Source organism: Fischerella muscicola PCC 7414 (assembly GCF_000317205.1).
GTDB lineage: Bacteria > Cyanobacteriota > Cyanobacteriia > Cyanobacteriales > Nostocaceae > Fischerella > Fischerella muscicola.
Genome location: NZ_AJLK01000085.1, coordinates 73,183 through 96,175, shown reverse-complemented (window position 1 = coordinate 96,175; position 22,993 = coordinate 73,183). Strand labels below are relative to the sequence as shown.

Here is a 22,993-nt window from a genome sequence, read left to right as displayed (position 1 = left end):
TGGGGGGCAATGGGGAACTCACCGGCCCCCACTCCCCCAAGGGAGTGGGGATTAGGGGCAGTGGGGAGGTGGGGGAAGTGTGAGGAGTGTGAGGAGTGTAATATTATCCTTATCTCCCGTGTCCTCCTGGTCTCCCTTGTCCTCCTTGTCTCCCCTGATCCTCGATCCCTAACTTCTTCACGGTTCTACCCAACGTCCATCTGCCTTAATCAAATTGATTAACTCCTCTACACCCTGTTCTTCTGGGACTTTTTTGATTTCTTCTCTGCCACGATACAGAGAAATGTAACCTGGAGTCTTACCGACATAACCATAGTCGGCATCTGCCATCTCTCCAGGACCATTGACAATGCAACCCATGACTGCAATGTCAAGTCCAGTGAGATGCTTAGTAGCTTCACGGACTTTATGCAATACTTCTTCTAGGTTAAATAAAGTACGTCCGCAGGAAGGACAAGCGACGTACTCGACCATTGTTTTCCGTAATCCTAAGGCTTGCAGAATACTGTAGCAGACAGGAATTTCTTTTTCTGGAGATTCAGTCAGCGACACCCGAATTGTATCGCCAATGCCATCAGCTAACAAAGTAGCAATACCAGCAGTGGATTTAATTCTTCCGTATTCACCGTCTCCAGCTTCTGTCACACCCAAGTGCAAGGGGTAATCCATGCCCAACTCATCCATTCGCTGTACCATAAGACGATAAGCAGCAATCATCACTGGTACTCGCGAGGCTTTCAGGGAAATCACTAGGTTGCGGAAGTCCAAAGATTCACAAATCCGGAGAAATTCTATAGCAGATTGCACCATCCCTTCTGGTGTGTCACCGTAAGTAAACAGCATTCTTTCAGCAAGAGAACCATGATTTACCCCAATTCTCATGGCTTTGCCTTGATCGCGCAAAGAAATTACTAATGGTTCTAGAGTTTCGCGGATTTTTTCACCAATTTCGTCAAATTCGACTTTAGTGTATTCGGTTCTGTTTGGATTCGGTTTTTCAAATACATACAGTCCTGGATTTATCCGTACTTTCTCTATGTGCTTAGCAACTTCTAAAGCTATCTTCATGCCATTGTGATGCACATCAGCAACAATCGGCACATCTTGATAGGTTTTAATTAATTTTTGTTTAATTTCTGCCAAAGCTTTGGCATGAGCCATACTTGGTACTGTAACACGGACAATTTCACAGCCTATCTCATGTAGACGCCGAATTGCGGCAACAGAACCATCAATATCAAGAGTGTCCTCGTTGATCATAGATTGCACCACTACGGGATGACCTCCCCCAATGGTGACATTTCCTACTTTCACAGGACGGGTTTTCCGTCTTTTGATTGTTGTGTCAAAAGTAGGTTGACTGGATAAGGTATTTGCAGTAATGGGTGTAGGCAGAGTTTGCATAATCTTTTAGGTAATTTTGCCGTAGCGAAAATATCTGATTTGAAAATGTTCTGTTTCCCAGATTGCCACAGTTCGTGCTTTTTTGGGCAAATAATTAGCAAAAAAATGCTATCGGGAAATAATGAAAGAAAAAAGCAGATATTGACGATTTTTATCAATGGTAAAAATATGTGTTCTCCATTGTTTTGGCAAAATCGCGATCGCTTGATTTCTGAATTACCAATACTGATTTATAAATGTCATAAGTAGTAACAATAATTGTTGGTTATCTATCCTACTTTTATCCCCAACATTAATTCAATTTCTCAAGGTCAACTTTAATTGCTACTGTCTTTTGTAAGTGTACAATTACTTTGTGCTTGGTTTTTATAATTACACTACTAACCCAAATAATACGTATTTAGTAGATTAAAATGGTAGCCAAAACCCAAATTTAAGCTGGGAATTGCAATTTTTGTATGAATAATCAAACATCCACCCAACTACCCATACCCCCACACTTCAACCCCGCTACAGTGGGCGCAGTCTGGCGCGTGCCTTACCAACAACGCGCCGCAACTGCACAAGCATGGGCAAAACAACACGAAATTAAACCCGCATCTGAAGATAAAACTCGGATTTGCCTACTTCTAATTGATGTGCAGAACACTTTTTGCATCCCCGAATTTGAATTATTTGTGGGAGGAAAATCTGGTAATAGTGCAGTAGATGATAATGTTCGTTTGTGTGAATTTATCTATCGTAACCTGGGGATAATTACAAAAATTATACCAACTCTAGATACCCATACAGCGATGCAAATTTTTCATCCTATTTTTTGGGTGAATGCTGTTGGTGAACATCCTATTCCTGCTGCAACTAACATTACGCCAGCAGATATTGAACAAAGAATTTGGCAGGTAAATCCTAATGTCGCTTTTAGTTTAGGATTTGATTATGAATTTTTAGAAAAATACACTTATCACTACGTTAAACAGTTAACTCAAGGAGGTAAATACCCGTTAACAGTATGGCCTTACCATTCTATGTTGGGTGGTATTGGTCATGCTTTAGTTTCTGCTGTGGAAGAAGCAATATTTTTCCACTGTATTGCGCGTAATAGTCAAACACAATTTGAGATTAAGGGTAATAATCCTTTAACTGAAAACTATTCTGTTTTAAGTCCAGAAGTTTTGGAAGATTTTGATTCTCGTCCTATTGCTCAAATTAATCAAAGGTTGATTCAGCAGTTATTAGACTTTGATGCTGTGATTATAGCTGGACAAGCAAAAAGTCACTGTGTCGCCTGGACAATCGATGATTTGTTAACAGAAATTCGGCAGGTAGATATGAAATTGGCGAAAAAAGTTTATCTGCTGGAAGATTGTACTTCTGCTGTTGTGGTTCCGGGTGTGGTGGATTACACAGAAGCAGCAGATAAGGCGTTTGAACGATTTGCTGATGCAGGAATGAAAATAGTTAAGTCTACCCAGTTAATCAATTTTTTCTAACGCAAAGGAACGCAGAGGAAGGCACGGAATAGCGCAGAGGAAATCTCTGTGTTCTCTGCGTGGAAAAACTACTCTAATTACTTCAAATATTCTCCTGGATCTTGAGCAACCCAACCCAAAGAAGAGTTAGAACGGATTTCAAAATGGAGATGGGGTTGAGTTATGGTTGGTTGTCCTGTTTTGCCGACGGTTCCTAACAAATCTCCCTGTTTAACTTGCTGAGCAACGCTAACTTTGATACTTTCTAACTGGGCGTAACGGCTTTGTAATCCATTGCCGTGATTAATTATGACTAAGTTACCGTATGTACCACGATCGCCTGCAAAAACTACTGTCCCTGGTGCGATCGCTTTTACAGGTGTGCCGATAGCAGCTAACAAATCAATACCACTGTGAAAGAAGACTTCACCGTTATTTGGGTTAAGCTGCCAACCATAGGGAAATCCCACTTGAACTGCTGATGGTAAGGGATAGCCGCTTATTTGCACAGCAGCGGAGTTTCCACTAGAAGTTGGGGATACGGAGACGTTCGCACGACTTAATGCTTGACTAGGTGTAGGTATAAATGCAATTTGAGATGGTGGTTTACAGCCATTCAACTCAAAAAGAGCATCAGCACGAACTTTGTATCTTTGTGCTAATTCTCGCCAAGTTTCACCACGAGCTACTTCCACCACAATACCATCGTAGGGAGGGATGAGAATATTATTACCCGCACTCACCCTACGGTTTTTTAGAGCCGGATTCATGGTGATAATAGTATCAGGAGCTAAATTGTAGAGCTGGGCGATGCTCTGCAAAGTTTCGCCACGGGCAACTCGATGGCGCTGGAAGCGTTCTAGGGCTGGAGTTGGGCATTTAGCTACCTGTGCTAGTGCAGGATTTGGGCGTGTGGATACGAGTCCCAAAGCAGAGATTAAGCTAGAGAAAATTAGTAGAAGTAGGCGATCGCGAACAGTCATGTATGTTAAGTGGAGCGAAATTAAAGTACTCAACGTCAACAGTTCGGGTATTGTGGGAGCATTCTTGCGATTCTAGCTAAATTTTATAGTTAGTTGGTTGTTGTTTGTTGGTTGTTGATTGTTGATTGCTATTAACCACCAACTACCAACCACCAACAATTTACAAAATTAATCTGTCCACTTGGCTTTTGCTTGACTACACTTAGAAATTAGCATCTGCATTGCTGTCCTTGAGTATAGTGATTATGAAGTTATCAAAGAAACAACTGGCCGTTTATTTTTCATTAGTTGTGGGCGGCGGCGTATTCGGCGGTAGTGCAGTGTTGCTAGCCAGTCCCTTTCTCCTGACACAGAGGCGTACATTTCAGGAGCTAAGGAATGTGACAATGGGCGTGCCGTCAGAAACAGTAGTTAACAATGCTTGGGGAAAAAGCATAGAAGCAACTGGGGGTGAAAGTGTTAATTTTATCGCCACTGCTGTGCAAAAAACAGGGCCAGCAGTCGTACGAATAAATGCGACACGCAAAGTAGCAAATCCCATCTCAGAAGCTTTTAAAAATCCTCTCTTGCGGCGATTTTTTGGCGAAGATGAAGAACCAATTCCACAGGAGAGAATTGAGCGTGGTACGGGTTCTGGTTTTATCCTAAGTACGAATGGAGAAATTCTTACCAACGCTCATGTAGTGGCAAATACAGATACAGTCCAAGTTACCCTCAAAGATGGCAGAACTTTTGAAGGGAAGGTAATGGGAGTTGATCCCATGACAGATGTAGCAGTGGTGAAAATTCCTGCTAAGCAATTACCTAACGTGAAATTGGGTAATTCACAAAATTTGATCCCTGGACAGTGGGCGATCGCGATTGGAAATCCTTTAGGTTTAGATAATACTGTTACTATCGGCATCATCAGCGCCACAGATCGCACCAGTTCCCAAGTTGGCGTACCAGATAAACGAGTTAGCTTTATCCAAACCGACGCCGCCATTAATCCTGGTAACTCTGGGGGTCCTTTATTAAATTCCCAAGGCGAGGTAATCGGAGTAAATACTGCAATTCGTGCTGATGCTCAAGGACTCGGTTTTGCCATTCCGATAGAAACCGCTGCCCGTATTGCTAATGAACTTTTCACCAAGGGGCGTGTGGAACATCCCTTTTTAGGGATCGAAATGGTAGACCTTTCTCCTACCAAAAAACAGCAAATCAACCAAGAAAACCGTCTCAACATCCAGCAAAATACTGGTATTGCCATCAAGGGAGTTCTAGACAAATCACCCGCACAGCGAGCAGGACTGCGCCCTGGAGATGTAATCCAAAAATTTAACGGCAAACCAGTCAAAACTGCTGCTCAAGTACAGAAATTGGTTGAGTCTAGCAGTGTTGGAGACACTCTACAAATTGAAGTTAACCGTGACGGTAAAATTCAAGCTTTTCAAGTACAGTTAGGGGCTTATCCCCATAAATAGTCATGAGTCCAGAGTCTAAAGTCTAGAGTCAAGAGTTGTTAACTACTGACCATTGATAATTGACTCTTGACTAATGATTATTAGCCAAATGATCTAAGTGCATCCGTTGTTCCATTTGGCGCAGGAAATAACCAGTCATCATTGCTGATGCTAAAAGACCAGCAAGATTATCTCGGTCTGTTGTAATTTGGACGTTGAAGTTTTCAGCAGGCAGCATCCCAACTAGCCCTTGGACATTTTGCGAAATGATTTGCTTGATTTCGGGGCTGACGGACTGAGCGACGCTGGCCAAAACTTCCGGGGGCTGATGCTGCAAGTATTTGAGTAACTGATTAGACTGTTCCTCAAAATTGTCACTCAGATGCTGGCGAGGGTGTTGTTCAAAATTGTCATTCAAAAAGTCAGGATCAAACACCATTGGCAATTTAAGTTTAGCGGAGTTGCTAATTCTACTCTAAACCATTGTATAGAGTTAAGGCATATTTCCTCAGCTAGGAGTAGCAGTAAGAGTTGGTAGTTGATTGTTGATAGTTAGTAGTTAGTAGTTAGTGGTTAGTAGTTAGTAGTTAGTAGTTAGTAGTTAGTAGTTAGTAGTTAGTGGTTAGTAGTTAGTGGTTAGTAGTTAGTGGTTAGTAGTTAGTGGTTAGTAGTTAGTGGTTAGTAGTTAGTGGTTAGTAGTTAGTGGTTAGTAGTTAGTGGTTAGTAGTTAGTGGTTAGTAGTTAGTGGTTAGTAGTTAGTGGTTAGTAGTTAGTGGTTAGTAGTTAGTGGTTAGTAGTTAGTGGTTAGTAGTTGTTCACTACCCCTCACACTCCCCATCTCCCCATCTCCCCATCTCCCCATCTCCCCATCTCCCCATCTCCCCATCTCCCCATCTCCATCCCCAACCTACTCTACTTCCGAGGCCGATTCTAGTTTTAGCTCCAATTGTCGCTGCTGTTGTGGACTAGAAAATGGTGAGGGAAGTTGTTCGATCTGGAAATACTGATGAAACTTAGGTGTTACTTGTAGTGAGTAGGAGCGAGAGTCACTATCTCGGCGTTTCTTGACAAAACCAAGCTCAACTAATTCTTGCACGTGTTGATATGCTCCTGAGCCACGCAGGTTAATTAGGTCAGTTTGGAGCATGGGACTATTTAAGGCGATCGCTGCTAGAGTTCGCAATGCACCCACCCCCAATTCTACTGGTATCAGGGTTTGTACTAAATCTTGAAAATCAGACCGCAGTTGCAGACAGTAGCCGTTTGGGGTTTCTACGACTTCGAGAGCAGTATCTCGACGAGCATAATCGTCAATCAGGTCAATAATACCTTCTTCGGCGGTAGCGCGATCGCACGCGGCATACTCAGCAATTTCGCTGATTGATAGGGGTTTGCCCTTCAAATAAAGAATTGCTTCTATTTTTGTCGCTGCATTCATTGATCAATAGTCACTAGTCAATAGCCAATAGTCAATAGTCAACAGCAAAGGACATCTTGACAATTGACAACCGAACAAGGAAAGAATAAATAAGTGTAAGGACTCTGATAGCACAATTTGAAACAAAAGTCAATATAAAATGGTTGTTGTAGAGACGTGCCATGGCACGTCTGTACAGTCGTTAGTAGTTAGTGGTTTACTCCTCACACTCCTCACTCCCCCTATCTCCCCATCTCCCAATCCCCGATCCCTACTTCTGCTCAAATCTAGTTTTGAGGATAAATTCAGCGATCGCTAAATCTTGTGGAGTAGTTACTTTTAAGTTTGTTTCTTCTCCTTGGACAATTTGCACTTGATAACCGCATTTTTCAAACAAAGCGGCATCGTCTGTGACTTCCCAACCTTGAGCTATACCTTCGCTGTGACACTCTTTGAGCAGCTTAACATCAAAACCTTGAGGAGTCTGTGCTGCCCAGAGTTGGCTTCGTTCCGGTGTACTCTGGATTATGCCATTTCCATCTACGACTTTGATAGTGTCTTTGACTGGTACAGCGGCTATTAAACCAAGACAATGACAAATTGCTTCAGCACATCTATTTAGTAAATCTGGTGTGGCTAGACACCTAGCTCCATCATGAATCAACACTTGTTCAGCATTAGCTGGTAGCGAGAGCAATCCATTATAAACAGATTCTTGGCGGGTGGAACCACCCTTAATTAATTCTACAGGTTTAGTTAACTGTAAATCAGCAATAATTTCCTTAAAGTCTTGCCAGTCATGGGGTTGGGAAATAATACCAATCCAACTAATCTGATCTGATGCTTGGGCAGCTAACAGCGTCCAAGCAATAATTGGTCGCGATCGTACTTGTAAGAGGAGTTTATTGCGATGACTTCCCATCCTTCGTCCGCTTCCGGCAGCTGGAATTAATAAATACACAGTTTTTTTAACTTCTAAACTTTTGACTTTTGACTTTTCTAGTCCCTATCTTCCCCTAAAATAGGGAGCGAGTAGGCGTAAATTAATATTATGCGAATAGTAGCCCTTGTCCCTGGTGGAATAAGCGACCAAATTCTATTCTTTCCGACACTAGACGACCTGAAGCGCAATTATCCTGACGCTCAGATAGATGTCGTTGTGGAACCCCGGTCAAAGGCTGCTTACCGGGTGAGCAAGTCAGTGAACGATGTACTGATGTTTGATTATAAAGACCGCAACAGCTTGGCTGATTGGGCTAACTTTGTAGGCATACTTCGCGATCGCGAATACGATGTTGCTATTGCCTTGGGGCAAAGCTGGTTAATAGGTCTTTTACTATGGTTGACTGGAATCCCCATACGTATTGGCTACAAAGGCAAGGGAGCAGCTTTTCTCACTAACACAGTACCTCTCAAGCAAGAACAATACGCTCCTGATGTGTATCACACTTTGCTGCAAGAGTTGGGTATTAAGTCTTCTTGTCCACAGTTAGCTGTGAATGTACCCAAATCAGATATTGATTGGGCAGACAAAGAGCAACTAAGGTTGGGAGTTAAAGAAACTGGTTATATTTTGATTCACAATGGTGTAAATGAATTGCCACCAAATAAAGGTCAAGATAGAACATACCCTGCTGAGAATTGGCTAGAAATTATCCAAGATTGCCAGCAAAAGCAACCAGATATACCTGTGGTAGTAGTTCAACAACCAGGTCAAGAAGAATTTGTCGCTAGACTTAAGCAGTCTATACCCGACATCAAAATTACTTCCCCAGATAATATGGGCAAGTTAGCAGCAATGATTGCAGGAGCAAACTTATTGTTGTGTACAGATAGTGTGGCTATGCAGCTTGCTGTTGCTGTTCAGACTTATACTATTGCCTTGTTTGGTTCCACAGATCCAGCTAAGTTATTGCCCAAAAGCGAGAAAATTATCGCAATCAAATCCCCCACAGGCAAAATAGCAGATATTTCACCCAAAACCATTTTGGAAAAAATCTGGGGCGGTTAGTACTGCTGGGGATAAAGCCAAAACACACTCTCGAGTAAAAGCATAGAGTGCGGTTCTCCGGAGGATTGTCCCAATGAAAAAACTTCACCCCTTGCCCCTAATTCCCAGAGGAACCCCGATCCTTGTCCGTGTTAAGGAGAAGGCTGACTGAATCTTAAGATTAATCCCATTTTGCTTAATCGTTGCGGTGATTTGAATCCCCTTTCTGCTTGTAGGAAGAAATCGACAGGTGGAAAGGGGTTCCATATTTAGACACTCTTGCAAAAATAAAAAGAACCCCTCCCCACTCACAGGTGTAGGTTTTTAACGCTTTGTCCCTAAAACACTGCTTTGAGGGTCTAGGGATTTCTAAAATTGATTATTTCGTTGGTTTTGATAGTTCTCACTCATCCCTTGATTAAAATCTTACACTTGTCAGGGGGAAGCGAGGGGGGTTAATTCTGCTTTTGCAAGAAGTCTATTCTTTACCTTGACTTTTCAGGGAATCTGGAAAATCCCTCTCCCAACCTCTTCCCTACAAGAAGAGAGGCTTTAAAATTTCCCCCTTCCCTGCTAGGGAAGGGGGGTAGGGGGTTAGGTCAAGGGATGATTTTTCCACATGACGTGAAAAGTCAGATTCTTTACCTTACTCTACTATTGCCAAAGTAACTTTTGTAATACGTGTATTTAGTTTTTTCTTTTATATTACGCAATATTACTTTAATACAAGTGTAATAAAGTACTCAAAAATTTTAAAAATTTACGGTAGAAGAGTTAGCTAAACAACAGTTTTTTTTTTCTTTAACCTGATATGTTGAATGAATTGTAGGGAAATATATATTTAGATTCATTTTTGAATGTGTATCTCATCTACCAAAGTCTGTAAACATCAAATCTACAGATTTTTCAATAATTCCCTATTTTGATAATTAGTAACAATAGTGACTAGAAAAAGTGCTATGTCCTAAAAGTTACAAGTTCAATATCTCATAGCAGTATGAATGAAACTAATAGCTGACTAAAAAAGTTTTGTTATTACTCTATGGTTAAAAGATGAATGATACTTAAGATAAACGCTGAAATAAATTTCGTGCTTCTTGGCTAAAGTTAGCTAGAAGTTAACTAAGATAAGAGTTATAACCCGTTTTAACTCCTTTTAGCTTTATGCTAGTGAAATTTATTTCAAGGCAAAAAAGTCTTAACTTAGAAGTATTGGGTAAAAAATACTTAAATATATTGCTGTTGTTAGCTGCTTAATTGCTTGATAAAAGCTATTTATAAACAGCTTATTTCGCTCAATAGACCATATGAGGTATCTAAATGTAAAGAAATTAATTCATCAGCAATCAAGATTTACGCTAGGACAAATATTAGTTTCTATTAATTGAGTTCAGTACAACAGAAAATCCCCAGCTGTTTAACGGTTGTAGTTGCCAAAGTTGCCTGGTGTGATTAGCTTTTGGGTGGATCTAATGCGCCATTATCTGTGTTCCTTAAGTTTAAATCTTGCTAACTAGCAAGGGCGTCCACCAAGAAAGACATGAAATTTTCAAAGGGAAAACAAATGGCGATTCAATTACATGGCTTTACTAGCAGTGGCAAACGTTACATTCAAGTACAAAGCCAGCCCCATCATATTACAGGCATTTTTAGAAAAATGCTCTGCTTCTATGGGAGTAAGTATGAAAGTGAACTGATGAATACAGAAAGTACTTATTTTGAGTGTCAAGAGGATGGAACAATTACTTTTTACCAAGCAGTAAGTGCTAATGGAGTGCAATCAGGAATTTGGACTTATCTAGTGTATGAATGTGCAGAGAATGAAGAAAAGGTATTTCGAGACAAATTTATTGATACAAATATTATTTCTTTACGGAAATTGTTAGCTGGTCAAAAATTGGTTGAAGACGCTGTAGGTATTTATGAATATCTTAAATATAAATTTTACGAGACTGAATTTTTAGATGTTCTTCTCCCTGCTGATTGGGATAATCTTACCGGGAAAGCAATAGCTAATATACTTTTAGAGGAATATCAAGCGTTTCGTTCTTCTTCTCTATTTGCAGAAGATGTTGGTAAAAAATATATGAACACAGTTATAAATAAATTTATTCAACTAGGACGAGAAGTTTTAGAAACAGGTAGCACAATTACAGATTTTGAATTACGTCAATATGACGTATTGAAAAATGTTAAAATTAATGAAATTGCGAATTTAATTATAGAATATAACGATTATCGGCTATGGCAATCAGCCTTACCTAGCAAATCTAAAGCTGTGGAATACGCTTTCAGTGCTGCTCTAGATTTGATATGTCGAATTAAGTAGTTTAGATGTTACTAATTTTGACTTTTAATTTTTAATTTTTACTTGATAAGTCATTCTTATCGGCAAGCTGATTTTATCTCCTGACTTCTAATTAAAACATTGCAAAAAAACTCTCGTCTAACTCATATCCTAGCATTTGAGCCATCGAGTGCAGACGTGATTGACTAGGTATATTATGTTGTTTCAGCCAGTCACTCAAAATAAAAATTTTATGCATCAAAAAAATTTCTAAAGCCTCATGATTGTACTGAATTCCCTCTTTGGAACTGAATTGATGCGGTACTAGCATAGCTGTGTAACGAGCTAATTCTCCTGTTTTCCAGTCTAGTAAAAATGGCAACCAAGGATAACGGGCATCAAGGCGAACAAACCACAGCCGCACTTCTGGAATTTCTGGAAGTTCTCGCGGATCGCCCTCTTGTTGGGAATAATTAATATCAAAGCGTAACTGCTGTTCATGGGATGCGATCGCCCCTTCTTGCAGTAATTGCTCAATTACCGTTGCTACAGGAGATAGATCCAAGCTATTAATGGAGTCAGAATTAAGAGCGATGGTAATAGTCATAATTAAATAATCTGAGAACTTTAACTCAAAAGTAACCTCGACAATTCAGACTACCAGCTTTGTGAGTTCAACGCTAGCAGGAGAAGGGAGACAAGGGGGAAAGATAACTCACATATCCTTCGTGTTCCTGCATCCTCAATCATTAAAAAATTCCTTTACTACAACCTGAGATAGATGTATAATTACTCATAAATAAAGAAGGGGAGTAGCTGCTGGCAAAACATTAGCCAGCCCATCTAAATCAACATACTGGTGATGAGCCTGGTTTAGATGACAATCAAGCAATAAGCTAGTTGGAAGCGAGACCTTCACTGAGTTCACACAAAAAATAAAGTGTGAAGTTCAGTGAGGTTTCGCTAGTCTCATTGAGCTTCACACACAGGTAAACGATTCGTCTGGAGCTTAAGAGAGTGCTAACAGCTTTCACCGCAGGTTTATTACTCATTACAGTTTCTGAATTAGGTGATAAAACCTTTTTTATCGCTGTAATTTTGTCCATGCAGCATTCGCGGCGACTTGTATTTGCGGGTGTTGTAGCAGCTTTAGCGGCGATGACAATACTGTCCGTAGGAGTTGGACAGGCAGTGTCCTTGCTGCCAAAGCTTTACATATATTATGCTGAAATTGTTTTGTTTATTGCCTTCGGTATTAAGCTGTTGTATGAAGGTAGTCAAATGCCTGCCGCAACCTGCGATACTGAAATTGTAGAAGAAGCAAAAACGGCAGTAGCTGAGGCAGAAAAGCAACTGAAAAATCAAAAAAGTATTTGGGCTATTGTAATAGAAGCTTTTGTATTGACATTTATGGCAGAGTGGGGCGATCGCACACAATTTGCCACCATTACCCTAGCAGCAGCGAATAATCCTGTGGGGGTAACAACAGGTGCAATTTTAGGACATGCCATTTGTGCAGCGTTCGCTGTGATTGGTGGAAGAATGTTAGCAGGACGAATTTCGGAAAAAACACTCACCATAGCTGGCGGATTCCTATTTATCTTATTTGGTATCGTCGCTGCTGTAGAAGGAGCGTAAAAGTTTGGGAACGGGGAGACAAGGGAGGACACGGGAGTTGTCTCCCTTGTCTTTTCCTCTTCTCTACGGTGTCGGTGCTGACGTTGCAGCAGGAGTGGGAGTCACAGACTCAGAACTTCTTTTGTTGATTTCGTCTTTGTACTGAGCTGGCGCTAAAGCTGCGGCTTTATCAAACAGAGGTTTTGCTTCATCAGCTTTTCCTTGCTCTTTGACAACCATCGCTTTTGCCAAAACAGGTCGAAAATCATTAGGAGCTATATTAACTGCCTGATCATACACAGATAAGGCTTGAGGATAGCGTTTTTGGCTAGCGTAAACATTACCCAACATCACTTGCACAGCAACAGTATCCACGCTACCGGGTTCAATTTTATTTGCTTGACCGGATTTAGCAAGGGTATCTTGTAATAACCCGATTGCTGCTTCCGGGCGCTTTTGGTTGAGCAACAAAGCTACCATTCCTTGCAAAGCCTCAAGATTTCCTGGCTTGGTTTCCAAAATAGAGCGATAAGCCTGTGCAGCACCTTCCTTGTCGCCGATTTGTTGTTTGGCTTGTGCCAATAGCACGCCATACTTTGTTTGTTCCGGATTGAGCTTCGCTAATTTTTCTAGAGGTTCAATTACTGCTTGAATGTTACCTGCACCCAAACTTAGCAATTGCAAACGAGTTTCTAACAAGCCTCGCAGTGCTGTTTGATTTTCCGGTTCTCGCTGTAAAACTTGTTCATAACCTCTTGCTGCATCTTCCAATTTTGCTTTTTGATCTGAGGAAGACGAATTTCCTCTGCCGCTAGCGGAATTTGAGCTGGGCTGTTGCGTATCATTAAATGCGGCTATGATGGGAACCATAGACACCCCAACAAAAGCTATCACTGCCAACACTAAAACTACTTTGACTAACCAACGATTACGCGGCTGAGACACAAAACCGTCCTTAACTCTAATAAAACTATTGTTTACACAAATTGAGAAAATTAAAAAATTGGAAAAGTTTGCGGAATACCGCTAACAAACTGTGAACTTTATAACAAATAGCCATTTGTGATGCTTAAGCAAGAGATGACTTTAAGAGGAGACGCCTAAATTGTAGCTATGGTATGCTTCCGAAACTAGTGTAAAGACGCTAAATTACACATTTAGTATGTATGCGAAAAATCGCGTCTTTCAGTATCATAACAGGGCAAACGATGGTGGTTGTTTTGAAAGTAAATATACTTTGAGCAGCCGCACAAACGCTCTTCCCTGTTGCGTTAATAAAATCCCACAATGGGATGTGTCTCCGCCGCAAGGAGTTTTTATGAATTCCGACTTGATGCCGTCCCCTGAATCGTCAAATTCCACAGCTTCTGAGGAAGCTAAACCTAGTCAAGAAGCAACTACTACTGGTGTAGTAGCAGCCGAAGCATCTCAAAGCGAGACTTCGTCTGTAACGCCAAGCGAAACTGCTAATGATGGGAACTTAGGGAATCGACAGCAACCGATTCCACCTCCCAGCGAACCGATGCAGTATCGAGCGATTGGCTTAGTCCGAGGTCGTTACATTGCTAGCAGCGAACAATTTACCCAAGGTGTAATGTTGACCCCAGATGGCACTAAATTAGATACCGTGCTACTTGGCCGAATCATGAGTTTAGTCAAAAACCACCTCGATTTAGAGCAAGAGCATCTGTGGGTTGTTTATCCGCGCACACGTCAAGAAAATGACCAATTGCATCTTCAAATTGTAGGAGTATGGGAGCCAGAAAAACTGGCTAAAAGTTCTCTAACCGAACAGCAACAAGAGTTGACTTCACCAGAGGGAGAAACAGCAAATCCTGATTCACCCGAGAATTTAGAGGAAACACCCCTACAGACTCCACCAGAACCGACACCATCATCAGAAATTCCAGATGGTGGTTTTTCTGTTCGTGGCGAAATAGTTTACCAGTCATACGATACAGAGAACTTGGTAATCAAGATTAGGCAATCTGCCCGCAAGCCAAATGATAAACCCAAGTATTTCAAGTTGAAACTCAAGGGCAAGCTAGAAACCAAAGCTGTAGGAAAGTTTTGGGACTTGCAAGTCCAGCGACAAGGTGAATCTTTGGTTGTAGAAAAGGCAACAGTTATTGCAGAATTGCCCAGAAAACGTAGCAGTAAACCACCGTTCAAACGTGGAGCTAAAGGCGGGGGAAGCCGCCGTCCCAGTGGTAGAAAGCCATATCCTCCAAGACGAAATGGGGAAGGCTCACCACGTCCAGTTAAAAAAGTGGGTGACTCTCCATCAGCATCGCCACCGTCAAAACCTATACCTAAAGGTTCTGTTCCCAAGCCTGTGAAGCGACCGAAACCACCACAGGAGTAAACAGATGGGGTGGTGGGGCGGTGGGGAGATGGGGAGATGGGGAGATGGGGAGAAAATTACACCCCATCTCCCTATCTCTTGTTAAAATTCCGTCCACCGATCCTGGGGGAGAAAAGAGCGTTCCATCGAGATTTGGGCGACTGGTTCGGTAAGAGTAAAAGTACCTGCTTGAATCCATTGTTTTAACTCTTGGGCGACTTGCCGAGAGAAGAGTATGCTCACAACGGGTGCAACACGTACTGTTTTGCCTTCAATGATGATGCGTCCAGTCTTGAGTTGAGCGTAACTTACCAAGCCAAAAGTGGGACGTACTCGCCGGGGAATGGAAAAGTCTACGATGGGTGCAACTAAGTCTTTGTCACTAACTGCACATTTGGCTACTACTTCTTCGCTTAACACGGGAAGTGGTACGCCTACACCTAGCATTAAAGAAGGACCATAATTTTTGAAGTAACAACCCCGTACCCAACGAGCATCCATTTGTTTGGCATCACCAATTAAGGCTAAAGTTGCTGCCGGGCCAATAGGTGTACGATTGGGCAAGCGTTTTTGTAAGGGGAAATGCTGCGTTCCTTCCCATGCTACATAGCCAATACCGCCACCCAAGAAAATTCGTGTACCAATACCGATTAGTTGGAGATCAGGATCGTTGAAGAGAGGGGAAATAGCGCCAGGGTTGGAATAAACTGCATTACTCAAACGCGGCTGTAGGGGGCCTAAATAAGTAAAAAGTGGGCGATCGCCTCCATTTACTCCCACAATAAAATTTTGATAAAGATTTCTAGGATTAAATAAATAAAACTGATTAATAGTGTCACGGGTAATTGTTGTTTCAAAAGTAGCCCTGGGATAACAATCTGTAACTTGTCCTTGAGCGCGTACGTGTACAGGTTTACCAGCAATCAAATCTTCAATTACATGACCACCACCTCGTTCTCGGACTTCTTCTCCCTCCATCACCTCTACAGCAGAACTTGCACCCAAATATAAATCTACAGCACCAAAACCCGAATATACTGGCACACCATCCAACCAACAGCGACGAATTTTAATTGGCGGATCAGTATGCCCCAGGTTAATAATTGCACCGCTAGATTCCATTGGTTCAAAAGTGCCAGTGGTGATTACATCAACTTCCTTGGCAACTTGTGTAACACCAACTTCCTCAACTCTGGTTTTTAATTCTTCAGCAGTCAATACCACCGCGCGTTTACTGCTAATTTTTTCGTTAATTTCCGCAATTGTTCGCATATTAAAATACTGGGTAAAGGGCAAGGGGGAAAGGTTAAAGTGATTATAAATTCCTTTACCCTTTACCCTTTACCCTTTACCCTTTAACCTTTCCCCATTATCTCGGTTGTGGGGCGCGTCCACATAATGTGGTGATGGCTTTGAGCTTATGAGCTAAGTCTTGAACTAAAGCATGTTCATGATACCGCCATTCCCAATTACCTTCTGCTTTACTAGGAAAATTCATCCGTGCATGGGAATCCAATCCCAAAACATCCTGTAAGGGAATAATCGCTAGATTTGCTACAGAACTCAATGCTAAACGAATTAGATCCCAGTGAATGCCATCAGGACTTATACAACCAAGATAAAGCCATAAATTGTGCTTTTCCCAATCTGAGGCTTGATTGAACCAACCAATAGTTGTGTCGTTATCGTGAGTACCGGTGTAAACAACAGCATTCCGCGGATAATTAAACGGTAAATAAGGGTTAGCAGGATCGGAACCAAAAGCAAACTGCAAAACTTTCATTCCAGGAAATTCAAATTTGTCTCGCAGTGCTTCTACATCAGGTGTAATTGTACCCAAATCCTCTGCTAATACTGGCAGCTTACCCAATTGCTGTTTGATCGTCTCAAATAACTCTTCTCCTGGGGCTTCAATCCACCTACCATTTATGGCCGTTTCTTCACCTTTTGGCACTCCCCAAAAAGCTGCAAACCCCCGAAAGTGATCGATGCGGATAATATCTACATAATCCAGCATTGCCGCAAAGCGCTGCACCCACCACTTAAAGTTTTGTTTTTGTAATTTTTCCCAGTTATAAACTGGGTTGCCCCACAATTGACCTGTAGCGCTAAAGTAATCTGGTGGAACTCCCGCCATAAGTTCCACTTCTCCTGTTTGTTCGTCTAAACAGAAGATTTCGGGATTTGCCCAGACATCAGCACTGTCATGAGCAACATAAATTGGGATGTCACCAATGATAAAAATACCGCGCTCATTGGCGTATTGTTTCAATTGTGACCATTGGCGAAAAAATTCATATTGAGTAAATTTATGGTAAAAAATATCCTGTTCTAGTTGTTGTTGTGCTGCTTCTATTGCTTCGGGTTTACGTTGAGCAATTTCAGGTTCCCAAGTATGCCAGCTAGCACTTTGCTGAGTATCTTTAAGGGCCATAAATAAAGCATAATCATCTAACCAATAGGCTTTACTTTGGCAAAAATCTCTAAAGGCTTGTTGTTGTTCTGGTGTTGCTTTTGTTTTAAAGTTTACACAGGCTTTGTTCAGCAGTGGAATCTTGGTTTCTGTAACTAGCTGAAAATCTACTTTTTCTGTAGGAAATGCTGCTAAATTAGCAAAGTCTTCTTCCTGTAGTAAACCTTCACTCTGCAATTTTTCTGGACTAATCAACAAAGGGTTTCCCGCCATTGCGGAGTAAGACATATAAGGAGAATTTCCGTAACCAGTGGGGCCTAGAGGTAAGACTTGCCAACACTGTTGGTTACTTTCTTGGAGAAAATCAATAAAGCGATAAGCCCCCGTTCCTAAATCCCCAATGCCGAAGCGACTGGGAAAACTTGTGGGATGAAGCAAAATACCACTGGATCTCGAATAAGGCATACTTAACCTGAAATGTAGGAGGAAGACGTGCCATGAATTTAGCACGGAACAGTAATTGCAAATGTGTCATTTGTCCTTTGTCATTTGTCCTTTGTGTTTTACTAATGACAAATGACTAATGGCTAAATAACAAATGACTTATCAAAATCCTATTCCGACTGTTGATATCATCATCGAATTGCTTGACCGACCTCATCGACCAATAGTGTTAATTGAGAGACATAATCCGCCATTAGGCTGGGCTATACCTGGTGGTTTTGTTGATTACGGGGAAACTGTGGAAGCGGCGGCGCGGCGTGAAGCCTTGGAAGAGACTGGTTTACAGGTGGAGTTGATTGAACAATTTCATGTTTATTCTGATCCAGCACGCGATCGCCGTAAGCACACGATCAGTATAGTGTTTTTAACAATGGCAAAAGGCGAACCAAAGGCGGGAGATGATGCCAAAGGTATAGAAATTTTTGAGCCTTGGCGTGTGCCGGAGAATTTGTGTTTTGATCACGATATAATTTTGCGAGATTATTGGCGGTATCGAAATTATGGGATACGTCCGAGGCTGTAATTCAGTGATCACTTATCAGTGATCAAATTCTATTAATCACTGCGGCTGTTACTTTTCACTGATTTCTAACCACTAACTACTGTACAGACGTGCCATGGCACGTCTCTACAACAATCAACAACCAACAAATAACAAAAGAACTATGAGTAGAGAGATTATTCGTACTGAGAAAGCACCAGCACCCGTAGGGCCGTATAATCAGGCGATCGCTGCTACTGGGAAGATGATATTTGTGGCTGGACAGATTGCGCTTGATCCAAATACTGGCATAATTGTCGGTGAAGGAGATGTCAAAAAACAGACTGAGCAGGTAATGGCTAATTTGGAAGCGATTTTGGTAGCTGGAGGGGCTAGTTTTGCTGATGTGGTGAGAACGACTGTATTTTTAGCTGATATGAATGATTTTGCGGCAGTAAATGCGATATATGCAAAGTATTTTGATGAGGCAACAGCACCAGCACGGGCATGTGTAGAGGTATCGCGTTTACCTAAGGATGTGTTGGTAGAGATTGATTGTGTTGCGGTGGTTAGTAGTTAGTTGTTGCTGGTTGATGGTTGCTTGTTGGTTATTTCCAATACCCTATCCCCCGACTCTTCTATTGATGCGATCTGCGTATAAACATTGAAAATCCAAGACTAAAACCTCATAGGTGGAGATTATTTCTCAATCATTCTGGCTAATAACTAAAAACTTGCTGCTTTGAGGTTGGATGTTGGAGTGTAAAGCTTGATATTTCAAGTTCAAAGCTGAAATTTTGGAGTTCTAAACTTGAAATTCCGAGTTTATAACTTGAAAATCCAAGTTCTGAGCTTGAGATTCCGAGTTTATAACTTGAAAATCCAAGTTTTGAGCTTGAGATTCCGAGTTTATAACTTGAAACTCTAAGTTTTGAGCTTGAAATTCCGAGTTCAAAGCTTCAATTAAGAAGTGCAAAAAGCGATCGCACTTGAAAAACATCATATGTAGTGTGTTAGTTGCATATGCTGATAATAGTTTGTAGTGCAAAACATAATCAAAGTGTCTAACGCACGATGTTCTGTAGCAGTGCTTTAAGTTCAAGCTGTAACATACTCCATACACCCTCATGGTAAGATGAGAATTTATTGCTATAGACCTCGACTATAGATTCTTGATTTCTCCAAGCAGTCAGAGATATTGTTTTCATTGCTTATATATTAAGTTTTTACACAATTCATCTTGACTTTGATTCTTGAAAACTTTAAAGTTTTAACAAAAACAATTGCAATAAATTCGCATAAATACTGATAATAATTCCTGGTGGAGAAAGATAATGAGACTTATTAAGAAGGGTGTGTTGGGTGCAAGTTTGGCATCTGTTGCCCTTGTGGGTATAGTTGCCAGTACATTGGGAGAGAAATCGGTGATCGCCAATCTAATTCCCAACCAAAAAGAGCAAACTTTACTTGCCCAAGGAAAAACAAAGGAATTAGTAGTTGTCTTTCCTAGTCGCTCTGACTCTACAGATTTGCAAAATAAAGCCAACGCCGTAGCTGCGTTTTTGTCTAAACAACTGGGAGTTCCAGTTAAAGCACAGATCGGTGATGATACCGCAGCAGTGGAGGCTTTGAGAGCCAACCGTGCTGATATTGCTTTCTTGAGTAGCCGTCCAGCTTTGAAAGCGGAACAATTGGCTAATGCTCGGTTGTATTTAGCTGAAGTCCGCCCCACTTATTCAGGGAAATATACCTATAACTCCGTATTTGTTGTTCCCAAAAATAGCCCCCTGAAAACTCAATCCACAGCTAAAGCCACTTTGTCACAATTGCGTGGCAAAAGAATGGCTTTCACTTCCCCCACTTCTGGCTCTGGGTTTATTTTCCCCACTGGTGAACTTGTAAAACAGGGACTTGTACAAAACCGCGATCGCTTAAATAATTTCTTTGGACAAGTTGCCTACGGTGGCAATTACAGCAAAGCAATACAAGCTGTATTACGTGGTCAAGCGGATGTAGCTGCTGTCTCAGAATATGCTCTTAACCCCCCGTATATTACGGAAGCAGAAAAGAATCAACTGCGAATTCTGCACAAAGTCTCCGGTGTTCCTGCTCACGGCGTCGCCATTGATGACGATGTACCCGCCGCTACCCGCGAGAAAATCATTAATGCGATGCTGTTGTTGAATCAGCCACAAAACAACCAATTACTGCGTAACTTATATAACTCCACAGAGTTGGTCAAGGTTAACCATAACCAACACCTAGCACCTCTGCGTAATGCCCTGCAACTAGCAGGAATTCAACCGTAAAGAGTTAGTTGTTGGTGGTTAGTAGTTGGTAGTTAGTAGTTTACTACTCCCCATCACCCCACTGCCCCTAATCCCCACTCCCTTGGGGGAGTGGGGGCCGGTGAGTTCCCCATTGCCCCCCAACCCCACAAAGTGGGGACCCCTAGCCCCCCACCACCCCATCACCCCACTGCCCCTTCGCCCCTAATCCCCACTCCCTTGGGGGAGTGGGGGCCCCGAGTTCCCCAGAGGGGACCCCCGCCTTCCCCATCTTCCCACCTCCTCCAACATGTCTGCCGTCATTGAGTGTCATAACCTAAAAACAGCATATTCACCATCTTTGCAGCGTCCTATTCTGAATGGGATTAGTTGTCAGATTCATCATGGTGAGTTTGTAGCTTTGCTAGGACTAAATGGTGCGGGTAAGTCTACATTGCTGCGATCGCTTGTTGGACTAGTACCATTAGAACGAGGAAACATAAATATCAATGGTGTACAAGTTAATCCCCGCACTCTACCGCAAATCCGGCAGGATATTGGGATGTTATTTCAAGGTGGGGGGCTAATTCGTCAACTTCCGGCGATTGATAATGTTTTGTGTGGCAAGCTTGGTACACGCACAACTTGGCAAACATTATTTGGCTTTCCTAAACATGATCGCCGTCAAGCTTTGGAGATATTAGAACAGCTCGGTTTAAGAGCGCAAGCCTATCAAAAAACTAGTCAACTTAGCGGTGGACAACAACAACGGATAGTGATCGCTCGGGCTTTAATTCAATCTCCCCAGATACTCCTAGCCGATGAACCGATTACAGGTTTAGATGTCATGGCCTGTAAACAGGTGATGGATACTTTATCTCAATTACATTCCCAACAAGGCATAACCATTGTCACAGTTTTGCATGATTTAGGCATAGCAGCAGAATATGCCCAACGAGCGATCGTCTTAGATGCTGGACGTGTTGTTTATGACGGTGTTTGTGAGAATTTGCAAGCGCAGTTTTCTGGGATGAGAGGGTAGGGAATGGGGAGGTGGGGTGGTGGGGTGGTGGGGTGGTGGGGTGGTGGGGTGGTGGAGAGTGTGAGGAGTGTGAGGAGTGTGAGGAGTGTGAGGAGTGTGAGGAGTGGAAGAATAACAACTAACCACTAACCAATAACTAACAACTAACAACCAACAACTAACAACTAACAACCAACAACCAACAACCAACAACCAACAACTAACAACCAACAACCAACAATCATCACACAAAGTTTTGTTTTTTACGCTGCCTACTGAAAATGAAGCACTTTGCAATTCTCTGGAAGCGTTTTGCTTGGGTGAGTCGTCTACTGATCTTCTGCCTGGTGGTAGCAATTTACGCTTGGGCATTGCAGGGTCTGAAGGTAGATTTTGAACTCCTCAAGAATAGTTGGCCTTACATTACTGACTTTATCTCCAGATTATTCCCACCAGATCCAGCTGTATTAGATATTGCTATTCAAGCATTAGTTGAAACAATACAGATGTCTTTGTGGGGAACTACTTTAGGGGCTATTCTTTCTTTACCAATTGCGATCGCTAGCGCCCGTAATGTCGCCCCTGTTTGGTTGCAATGGTTGGCTAATTTCCTCCAAAATATAGTGCGTTCGGTTCCTTCGATTATTTTGGGTTTAATTTTTGTCGCAGCAACTGGATTGGGCGCACCTGCTGGGACTTTGGCTTTAAGTATCTATACAATTGGCTATCTGGCAAAGTTTTATCAACAAGCGATCGAAGCAGTGGACTCTCGTTCTATAGAATTTTTGCAAGTAACGGGAGCATCAAGATTACAAGTAGCGCAATACGGCATTTTACCCCAAGTCTTGCCCTTGGGTTTAGGGTATACATTGTGGATGTTTGAGTACAATATCCGCGCTGCTTCTGTGTTAGGTGTCGTGGGAGCAGGGGGTATTGGCTTTCAGTTGAAAACTTATATAGATGGCTTTGAATACAACAAAGCAACAACGATGATGTTGGTGTTGTTGGTAGTTGTTACTGTTATAGATTTGTTAAGTAGTCAGTTACGTAAACGCCTTGATTCAATGTAGATAGTGGTTGGTTGTTGATTGTTGGTTGTTGGTTTTCTTCCTTCCCCTGTCTCCCTCCCTCTTTAATAATGATGCGATCGCGAACTATAGATCCCCGACTTTTTGAAAAAGTCGGGGATCTTTTCGAGGATATTGTTTCGCTATGAGCAATTAATCCCCATCTCCCGACTCTCCAATTCTCAATTCGGCAATTTGGCAAGTCACAGCTTCTTAATACTGATATTTTTTTGATTGTGCAAGAGGTGTAGTAAAAGTCGCCCCGGCTACTAAGTCGGGGTTTTAGT

At 41.9% G+C, this 22,993-nt stretch carries 22 protein-coding genes; 12 read left to right on the top strand and 10 right to left on the bottom strand.

Annotation, left to right across the window (positions count from 1 at the left end; translation table 11 throughout):
* Window positions 1-177: 177 nt before the first annotated feature.
* The gene (ispG, locus tag UYI_RS0112645) at window positions 178-1,404 is read right to left on the bottom strand and encodes a (E)-4-hydroxy-3-methylbut-2-enyl-diphosphate synthase (RefSeq protein ID WP_016867032.1); all 1,227 of its coding nucleotides are present in this window, start codon (window positions 1,402-1,404) and stop codon (window positions 178-180) included.
* 105 nt (window positions 1,405-1,509) lie between these two features.
* Here ispG and UYI_RS37630 point away from each other — a divergent pair, with 105 nt between their 5' ends.
* Window positions 1,510-1,653: a hypothetical protein gene (locus UYI_RS37630; RefSeq protein ID WP_162140395.1), complete on the top strand. Its 144-nt coding sequence runs from the start codon at window positions 1,510-1,512 to the stop codon at window positions 1,651-1,653.
* 209 nt (window positions 1,654-1,862) lie between these two features.
* Window positions 1,863-2,894, top strand: coding sequence for a cysteine hydrolase family protein (locus UYI_RS0112640; protein WP_016867031.1), 1,032 nt, complete (start codon window positions 1,863-1,865; stop codon window positions 2,892-2,894).
* Window positions 2,895-2,971: 77 nt separating this feature from the next.
* Here the strand turns inward: UYI_RS0112640 and UYI_RS0112635 are convergent, their stop codons facing one another.
* Complete coding sequence (locus tag UYI_RS0112635) at window positions 2,972-3,856, bottom strand: LysM peptidoglycan-binding domain-containing M23 family metallopeptidase (RefSeq protein ID WP_016867030.1); 885 nt, start codon at window positions 3,854-3,856, stop codon at window positions 2,972-2,974.
* Window positions 3,857-4,101: 245 nt separating this feature from the next.
* Here UYI_RS0112635 and UYI_RS0112630 point away from each other — a divergent pair, with 245 nt between their 5' ends.
* Window positions 4,102-5,319, top strand: coding sequence for an HhoA/HhoB/HtrA family serine endopeptidase (locus UYI_RS0112630; protein ID WP_026085922.1), 1,218 nt, complete (start codon window positions 4,102-4,104; stop codon window positions 5,317-5,319).
* Between the two features lie 70 nt (window positions 5,320-5,389).
* Here UYI_RS0112630 and UYI_RS0112625 read toward each other — a convergent pair whose 3' ends face one another.
* From UYI_RS0112625 to ispD, 3 genes are all read right to left on the bottom strand, one after another.
* The gene (locus tag UYI_RS0112625) at window positions 5,390-5,737 is read right to left on the bottom strand and encodes a DUF760 domain-containing protein (RefSeq protein ID WP_016867028.1); all 348 of its coding nucleotides are present in this window, start codon (window positions 5,735-5,737) and stop codon (window positions 5,390-5,392) included.
* Window positions 5,738-6,205: 468 nt separating this feature from the next.
* Complete coding sequence (gene scpB / locus UYI_RS0112610) at window positions 6,206-6,736, bottom strand: SMC-Scp complex subunit ScpB (protein WP_016867026.1); 531 nt, start codon at window positions 6,734-6,736, stop codon at window positions 6,206-6,208.
* 250 nt (window positions 6,737-6,986) lie between these two features.
* Entirely contained in the window at window positions 6,987-7,676 is a 690-nt protein-coding gene (gene ispD, locus UYI_RS0112605; RefSeq protein WP_071588832.1) for a 2-C-methyl-D-erythritol 4-phosphate cytidylyltransferase, read from the bottom strand.
* Between the two features lie 90 nt (window positions 7,677-7,766).
* On the opposite strand from ispD, the gene UYI_RS0112600 reads away from it, so the two are divergent.
* A complete protein-coding gene (locus UYI_RS0112600) occupies window positions 7,767-8,726 on the top strand; it encodes a glycosyltransferase family 9 protein (RefSeq protein WP_016867024.1) in 960 nt (319 codons plus the stop codon).
* A 1,543-nt stretch (window positions 8,727-10,269) separates the two neighbouring features.
* A complete protein-coding gene (locus UYI_RS0112595) occupies window positions 10,270-11,034 on the top strand; it encodes a hypothetical protein (RefSeq protein ID WP_026085921.1) in 765 nt (254 codons plus the stop codon).
* Between the two features lie 91 nt (window positions 11,035-11,125).
* On the opposite strand, the gene UYI_RS0112590 is transcribed toward UYI_RS0112595, so the two are convergent.
* On the bottom strand, window positions 11,126-11,599 hold the full coding sequence (locus UYI_RS0112590) for a CRR6 family NdhI maturation factor (RefSeq protein ID WP_016867022.1): 474 nt from the start codon (window positions 11,597-11,599) through the stop codon (window positions 11,126-11,128).
* A gap of 410 nt (window positions 11,600-12,009) precedes the next feature.
* Between UYI_RS0112590 and UYI_RS0112585 the strand changes: the two genes are divergently transcribed.
* Window positions 12,010-12,630: a TMEM165/GDT1 family protein gene (locus tag UYI_RS0112585; RefSeq protein ID WP_016867021.1), complete on the top strand. Its 621-nt coding sequence runs from the start codon at window positions 12,010-12,012 to the stop codon at window positions 12,628-12,630.
* A gap of 63 nt (window positions 12,631-12,693) precedes the next feature.
* Here the strand turns inward: UYI_RS0112585 and UYI_RS0112580 are convergent, their stop codons facing one another.
* Window positions 12,694-13,554 carry a tetratricopeptide repeat protein gene (locus UYI_RS0112580; protein WP_016867020.1) on the bottom strand — a complete coding sequence of 287 codons (861 nt, stop codon included), beginning with the start codon at window positions 13,552-13,554 and terminating at the stop codon, window positions 12,694-12,696.
* A gap of 373 nt (window positions 13,555-13,927) precedes the next feature.
* Here UYI_RS0112580 and UYI_RS0112575 point away from each other — a divergent pair, with 373 nt between their 5' ends.
* Window positions 13,928-14,974 (top strand): hypothetical protein, encoded by a 1,047-nt coding sequence (locus UYI_RS0112575; protein ID WP_016867019.1) that lies wholly within the window; start codon window positions 13,928-13,930, stop codon window positions 14,972-14,974.
* A gap of 81 nt (window positions 14,975-15,055) precedes the next feature.
* Here the strand turns inward: UYI_RS0112575 and UYI_RS0112570 are convergent, their stop codons facing one another.
* Both UYI_RS0112570 and malQ read right to left on the bottom strand, forming a co-directional pair.
* Window positions 15,056-16,225, bottom strand: coding sequence for a homocysteine biosynthesis protein (locus tag UYI_RS0112570; protein ID WP_016867018.1), 1,170 nt, complete (start codon window positions 16,223-16,225; stop codon window positions 15,056-15,058).
* A 97-nt stretch (window positions 16,226-16,322) separates the two neighbouring features.
* Complete coding sequence (gene malQ, locus UYI_RS0112565; protein WP_016867017.1) at window positions 16,323-17,831, bottom strand: 4-alpha-glucanotransferase; 1,509 nt, start codon at window positions 17,829-17,831, stop codon at window positions 16,323-16,325.
* A gap of 133 nt (window positions 17,832-17,964) precedes the next feature.
* Between malQ and UYI_RS0112560 the strand changes: the two genes are divergently transcribed.
* Together UYI_RS0112560 and UYI_RS0112555 are read left to right on the top strand one after the other, a co-directional pair.
* Complete coding sequence (locus UYI_RS0112560) at window positions 17,965-18,393, top strand: NUDIX domain-containing protein (protein ID WP_016867016.1); 429 nt, start codon at window positions 17,965-17,967, stop codon at window positions 18,391-18,393.
* A 142-nt stretch (window positions 18,394-18,535) separates the two neighbouring features.
* Window positions 18,536-18,931: a RidA family protein gene (locus UYI_RS0112555; protein WP_026085920.1), complete on the top strand. Its 396-nt coding sequence runs from the start codon at window positions 18,536-18,538 to the stop codon at window positions 18,929-18,931.
* Between the two features lie 225 nt (window positions 18,932-19,156).
* On the opposite strand, the gene UYI_RS0112550 is transcribed toward UYI_RS0112555, so the two are convergent.
* Window positions 19,157-19,354, bottom strand: a complete 198-nt coding sequence (locus tag UYI_RS0112550) for a hypothetical protein (RefSeq protein ID WP_146007556.1) — start codon at window positions 19,352-19,354, stop codon at window positions 19,157-19,159.
* A 331-nt stretch (window positions 19,355-19,685) separates the two neighbouring features.
* On the opposite strand from UYI_RS0112550, the gene UYI_RS0112545 reads away from it, so the two are divergent.
* From UYI_RS0112545 to phnE, 3 genes are all read left to right on the top strand, one after another.
* Window positions 19,686-20,660, top strand: a complete 975-nt coding sequence (locus UYI_RS0112545; RefSeq protein WP_016867013.1) for a phosphate/phosphite/phosphonate ABC transporter substrate-binding protein — start codon at window positions 19,686-19,688, stop codon at window positions 20,658-20,660.
* A 268-nt stretch (window positions 20,661-20,928) separates the two neighbouring features.
* Window positions 20,929-21,660, top strand: coding sequence for a phosphonate ABC transporter ATP-binding protein (locus tag UYI_RS0112535; RefSeq protein ID WP_026085919.1), 732 nt, complete (start codon window positions 20,929-20,931; stop codon window positions 21,658-21,660).
* A gap of 260 nt (window positions 21,661-21,920) precedes the next feature.
* Complete coding sequence (phnE, locus tag UYI_RS0112530; RefSeq protein WP_016867010.1) at window positions 21,921-22,709, top strand: phosphonate ABC transporter, permease protein PhnE; 789 nt, start codon at window positions 21,921-21,923, stop codon at window positions 22,707-22,709.
* The last annotated feature ends 284 nt before the right edge of the window (window positions 22,710-22,993 follow it).

Bases quoted from the DNA above. Each gene is read 5' to 3' on its own strand.
- phnE (WP_016867010.1), top strand. From the start codon at position 21,921: ATGAAGCACTTTGCAATTCTCTGGAAGCGTTTTGCTTGGGTGAGTCGT.
- UYI_RS0112570 (WP_016867018.1), bottom strand. From the start codon at position 16,225: ATGCGAACAATTGCGGAAATTAACGAAAAAATTAGCAGTAAACGCGCG.
- ispG (WP_016867032.1), bottom strand. From the start codon at position 1,404: ATGCAAACTCTGCCTACACCCATTACTGCAAATACCTTATCCAGTCAA.
- UYI_RS0112545 (WP_016867013.1), top strand. From the start codon at position 19,686: ATGAGACTTATTAAGAAGGGTGTGTTGGGTGCAAGTTTGGCATCTGTT.
- UYI_RS0112555 (WP_026085920.1), top strand. From the start codon at position 18,536: ATGAGTAGAGAGATTATTCGTACTGAGAAAGCACCAGCACCCGTAGGG.
- UYI_RS37630 (WP_162140395.1), top strand. From the start codon at position 1,510: ATGCTATCGGGAAATAATGAAAGAAAAAAGCAGATATTGACGATTTTT.
- UYI_RS0112590 (WP_016867022.1), bottom strand. From the start codon at position 11,599: ATGACTATTACCATCGCTCTTAATTCTGACTCCATTAATAGCTTGGAT.
- UYI_RS0112535 (WP_026085919.1), top strand. From the start codon at position 20,929: ATGTCTGCCGTCATTGAGTGTCATAACCTAAAAACAGCATATTCACCA.
- UYI_RS0112575 (WP_016867019.1), top strand. From the start codon at position 13,928: ATGAATTCCGACTTGATGCCGTCCCCTGAATCGTCAAATTCCACAGCT.
- UYI_RS0112560 (WP_016867016.1), top strand. From the start codon at position 17,965: ATGACTTATCAAAATCCTATTCCGACTGTTGATATCATCATCGAATTG.
- UYI_RS0112640 (WP_016867031.1), top strand. From the start codon at position 1,863: ATGAATAATCAAACATCCACCCAACTACCCATACCCCCACACTTCAAC.
- scpB (WP_016867026.1), bottom strand. From the start codon at position 6,736: ATGAATGCAGCGACAAAAATAGAAGCAATTCTTTATTTGAAGGGCAAA.
- UYI_RS0112600 (WP_016867024.1), top strand. From the start codon at position 7,767: ATGCGAATAGTAGCCCTTGTCCCTGGTGGAATAAGCGACCAAATTCTA.
- UYI_RS0112625 (WP_016867028.1), bottom strand. From the start codon at position 5,737: ATGGTGTTTGATCCTGACTTTTTGAATGACAATTTTGAACAACACCCT.
- UYI_RS0112550 (WP_146007556.1), bottom strand. From the start codon at position 19,354: ATGATGTTTTTCAAGTGCGATCGCTTTTTGCACTTCTTAATTGAAGCT.
- UYI_RS0112635 (WP_016867030.1), bottom strand. From the start codon at position 3,856: ATGACTGTTCGCGATCGCCTACTTCTACTAATTTTCTCTAGCTTAATC.
- UYI_RS0112595 (WP_026085921.1), top strand. From the start codon at position 10,270: ATGGCGATTCAATTACATGGCTTTACTAGCAGTGGCAAACGTTACATT.
- malQ (WP_016867017.1), bottom strand. From the start codon at position 17,831: ATGCCTTATTCGAGATCCAGTGGTATTTTGCTTCATCCCACAAGTTTT.
- UYI_RS0112630 (WP_026085922.1), top strand. From the start codon at position 4,102: ATGAAGTTATCAAAGAAACAACTGGCCGTTTATTTTTCATTAGTTGTG.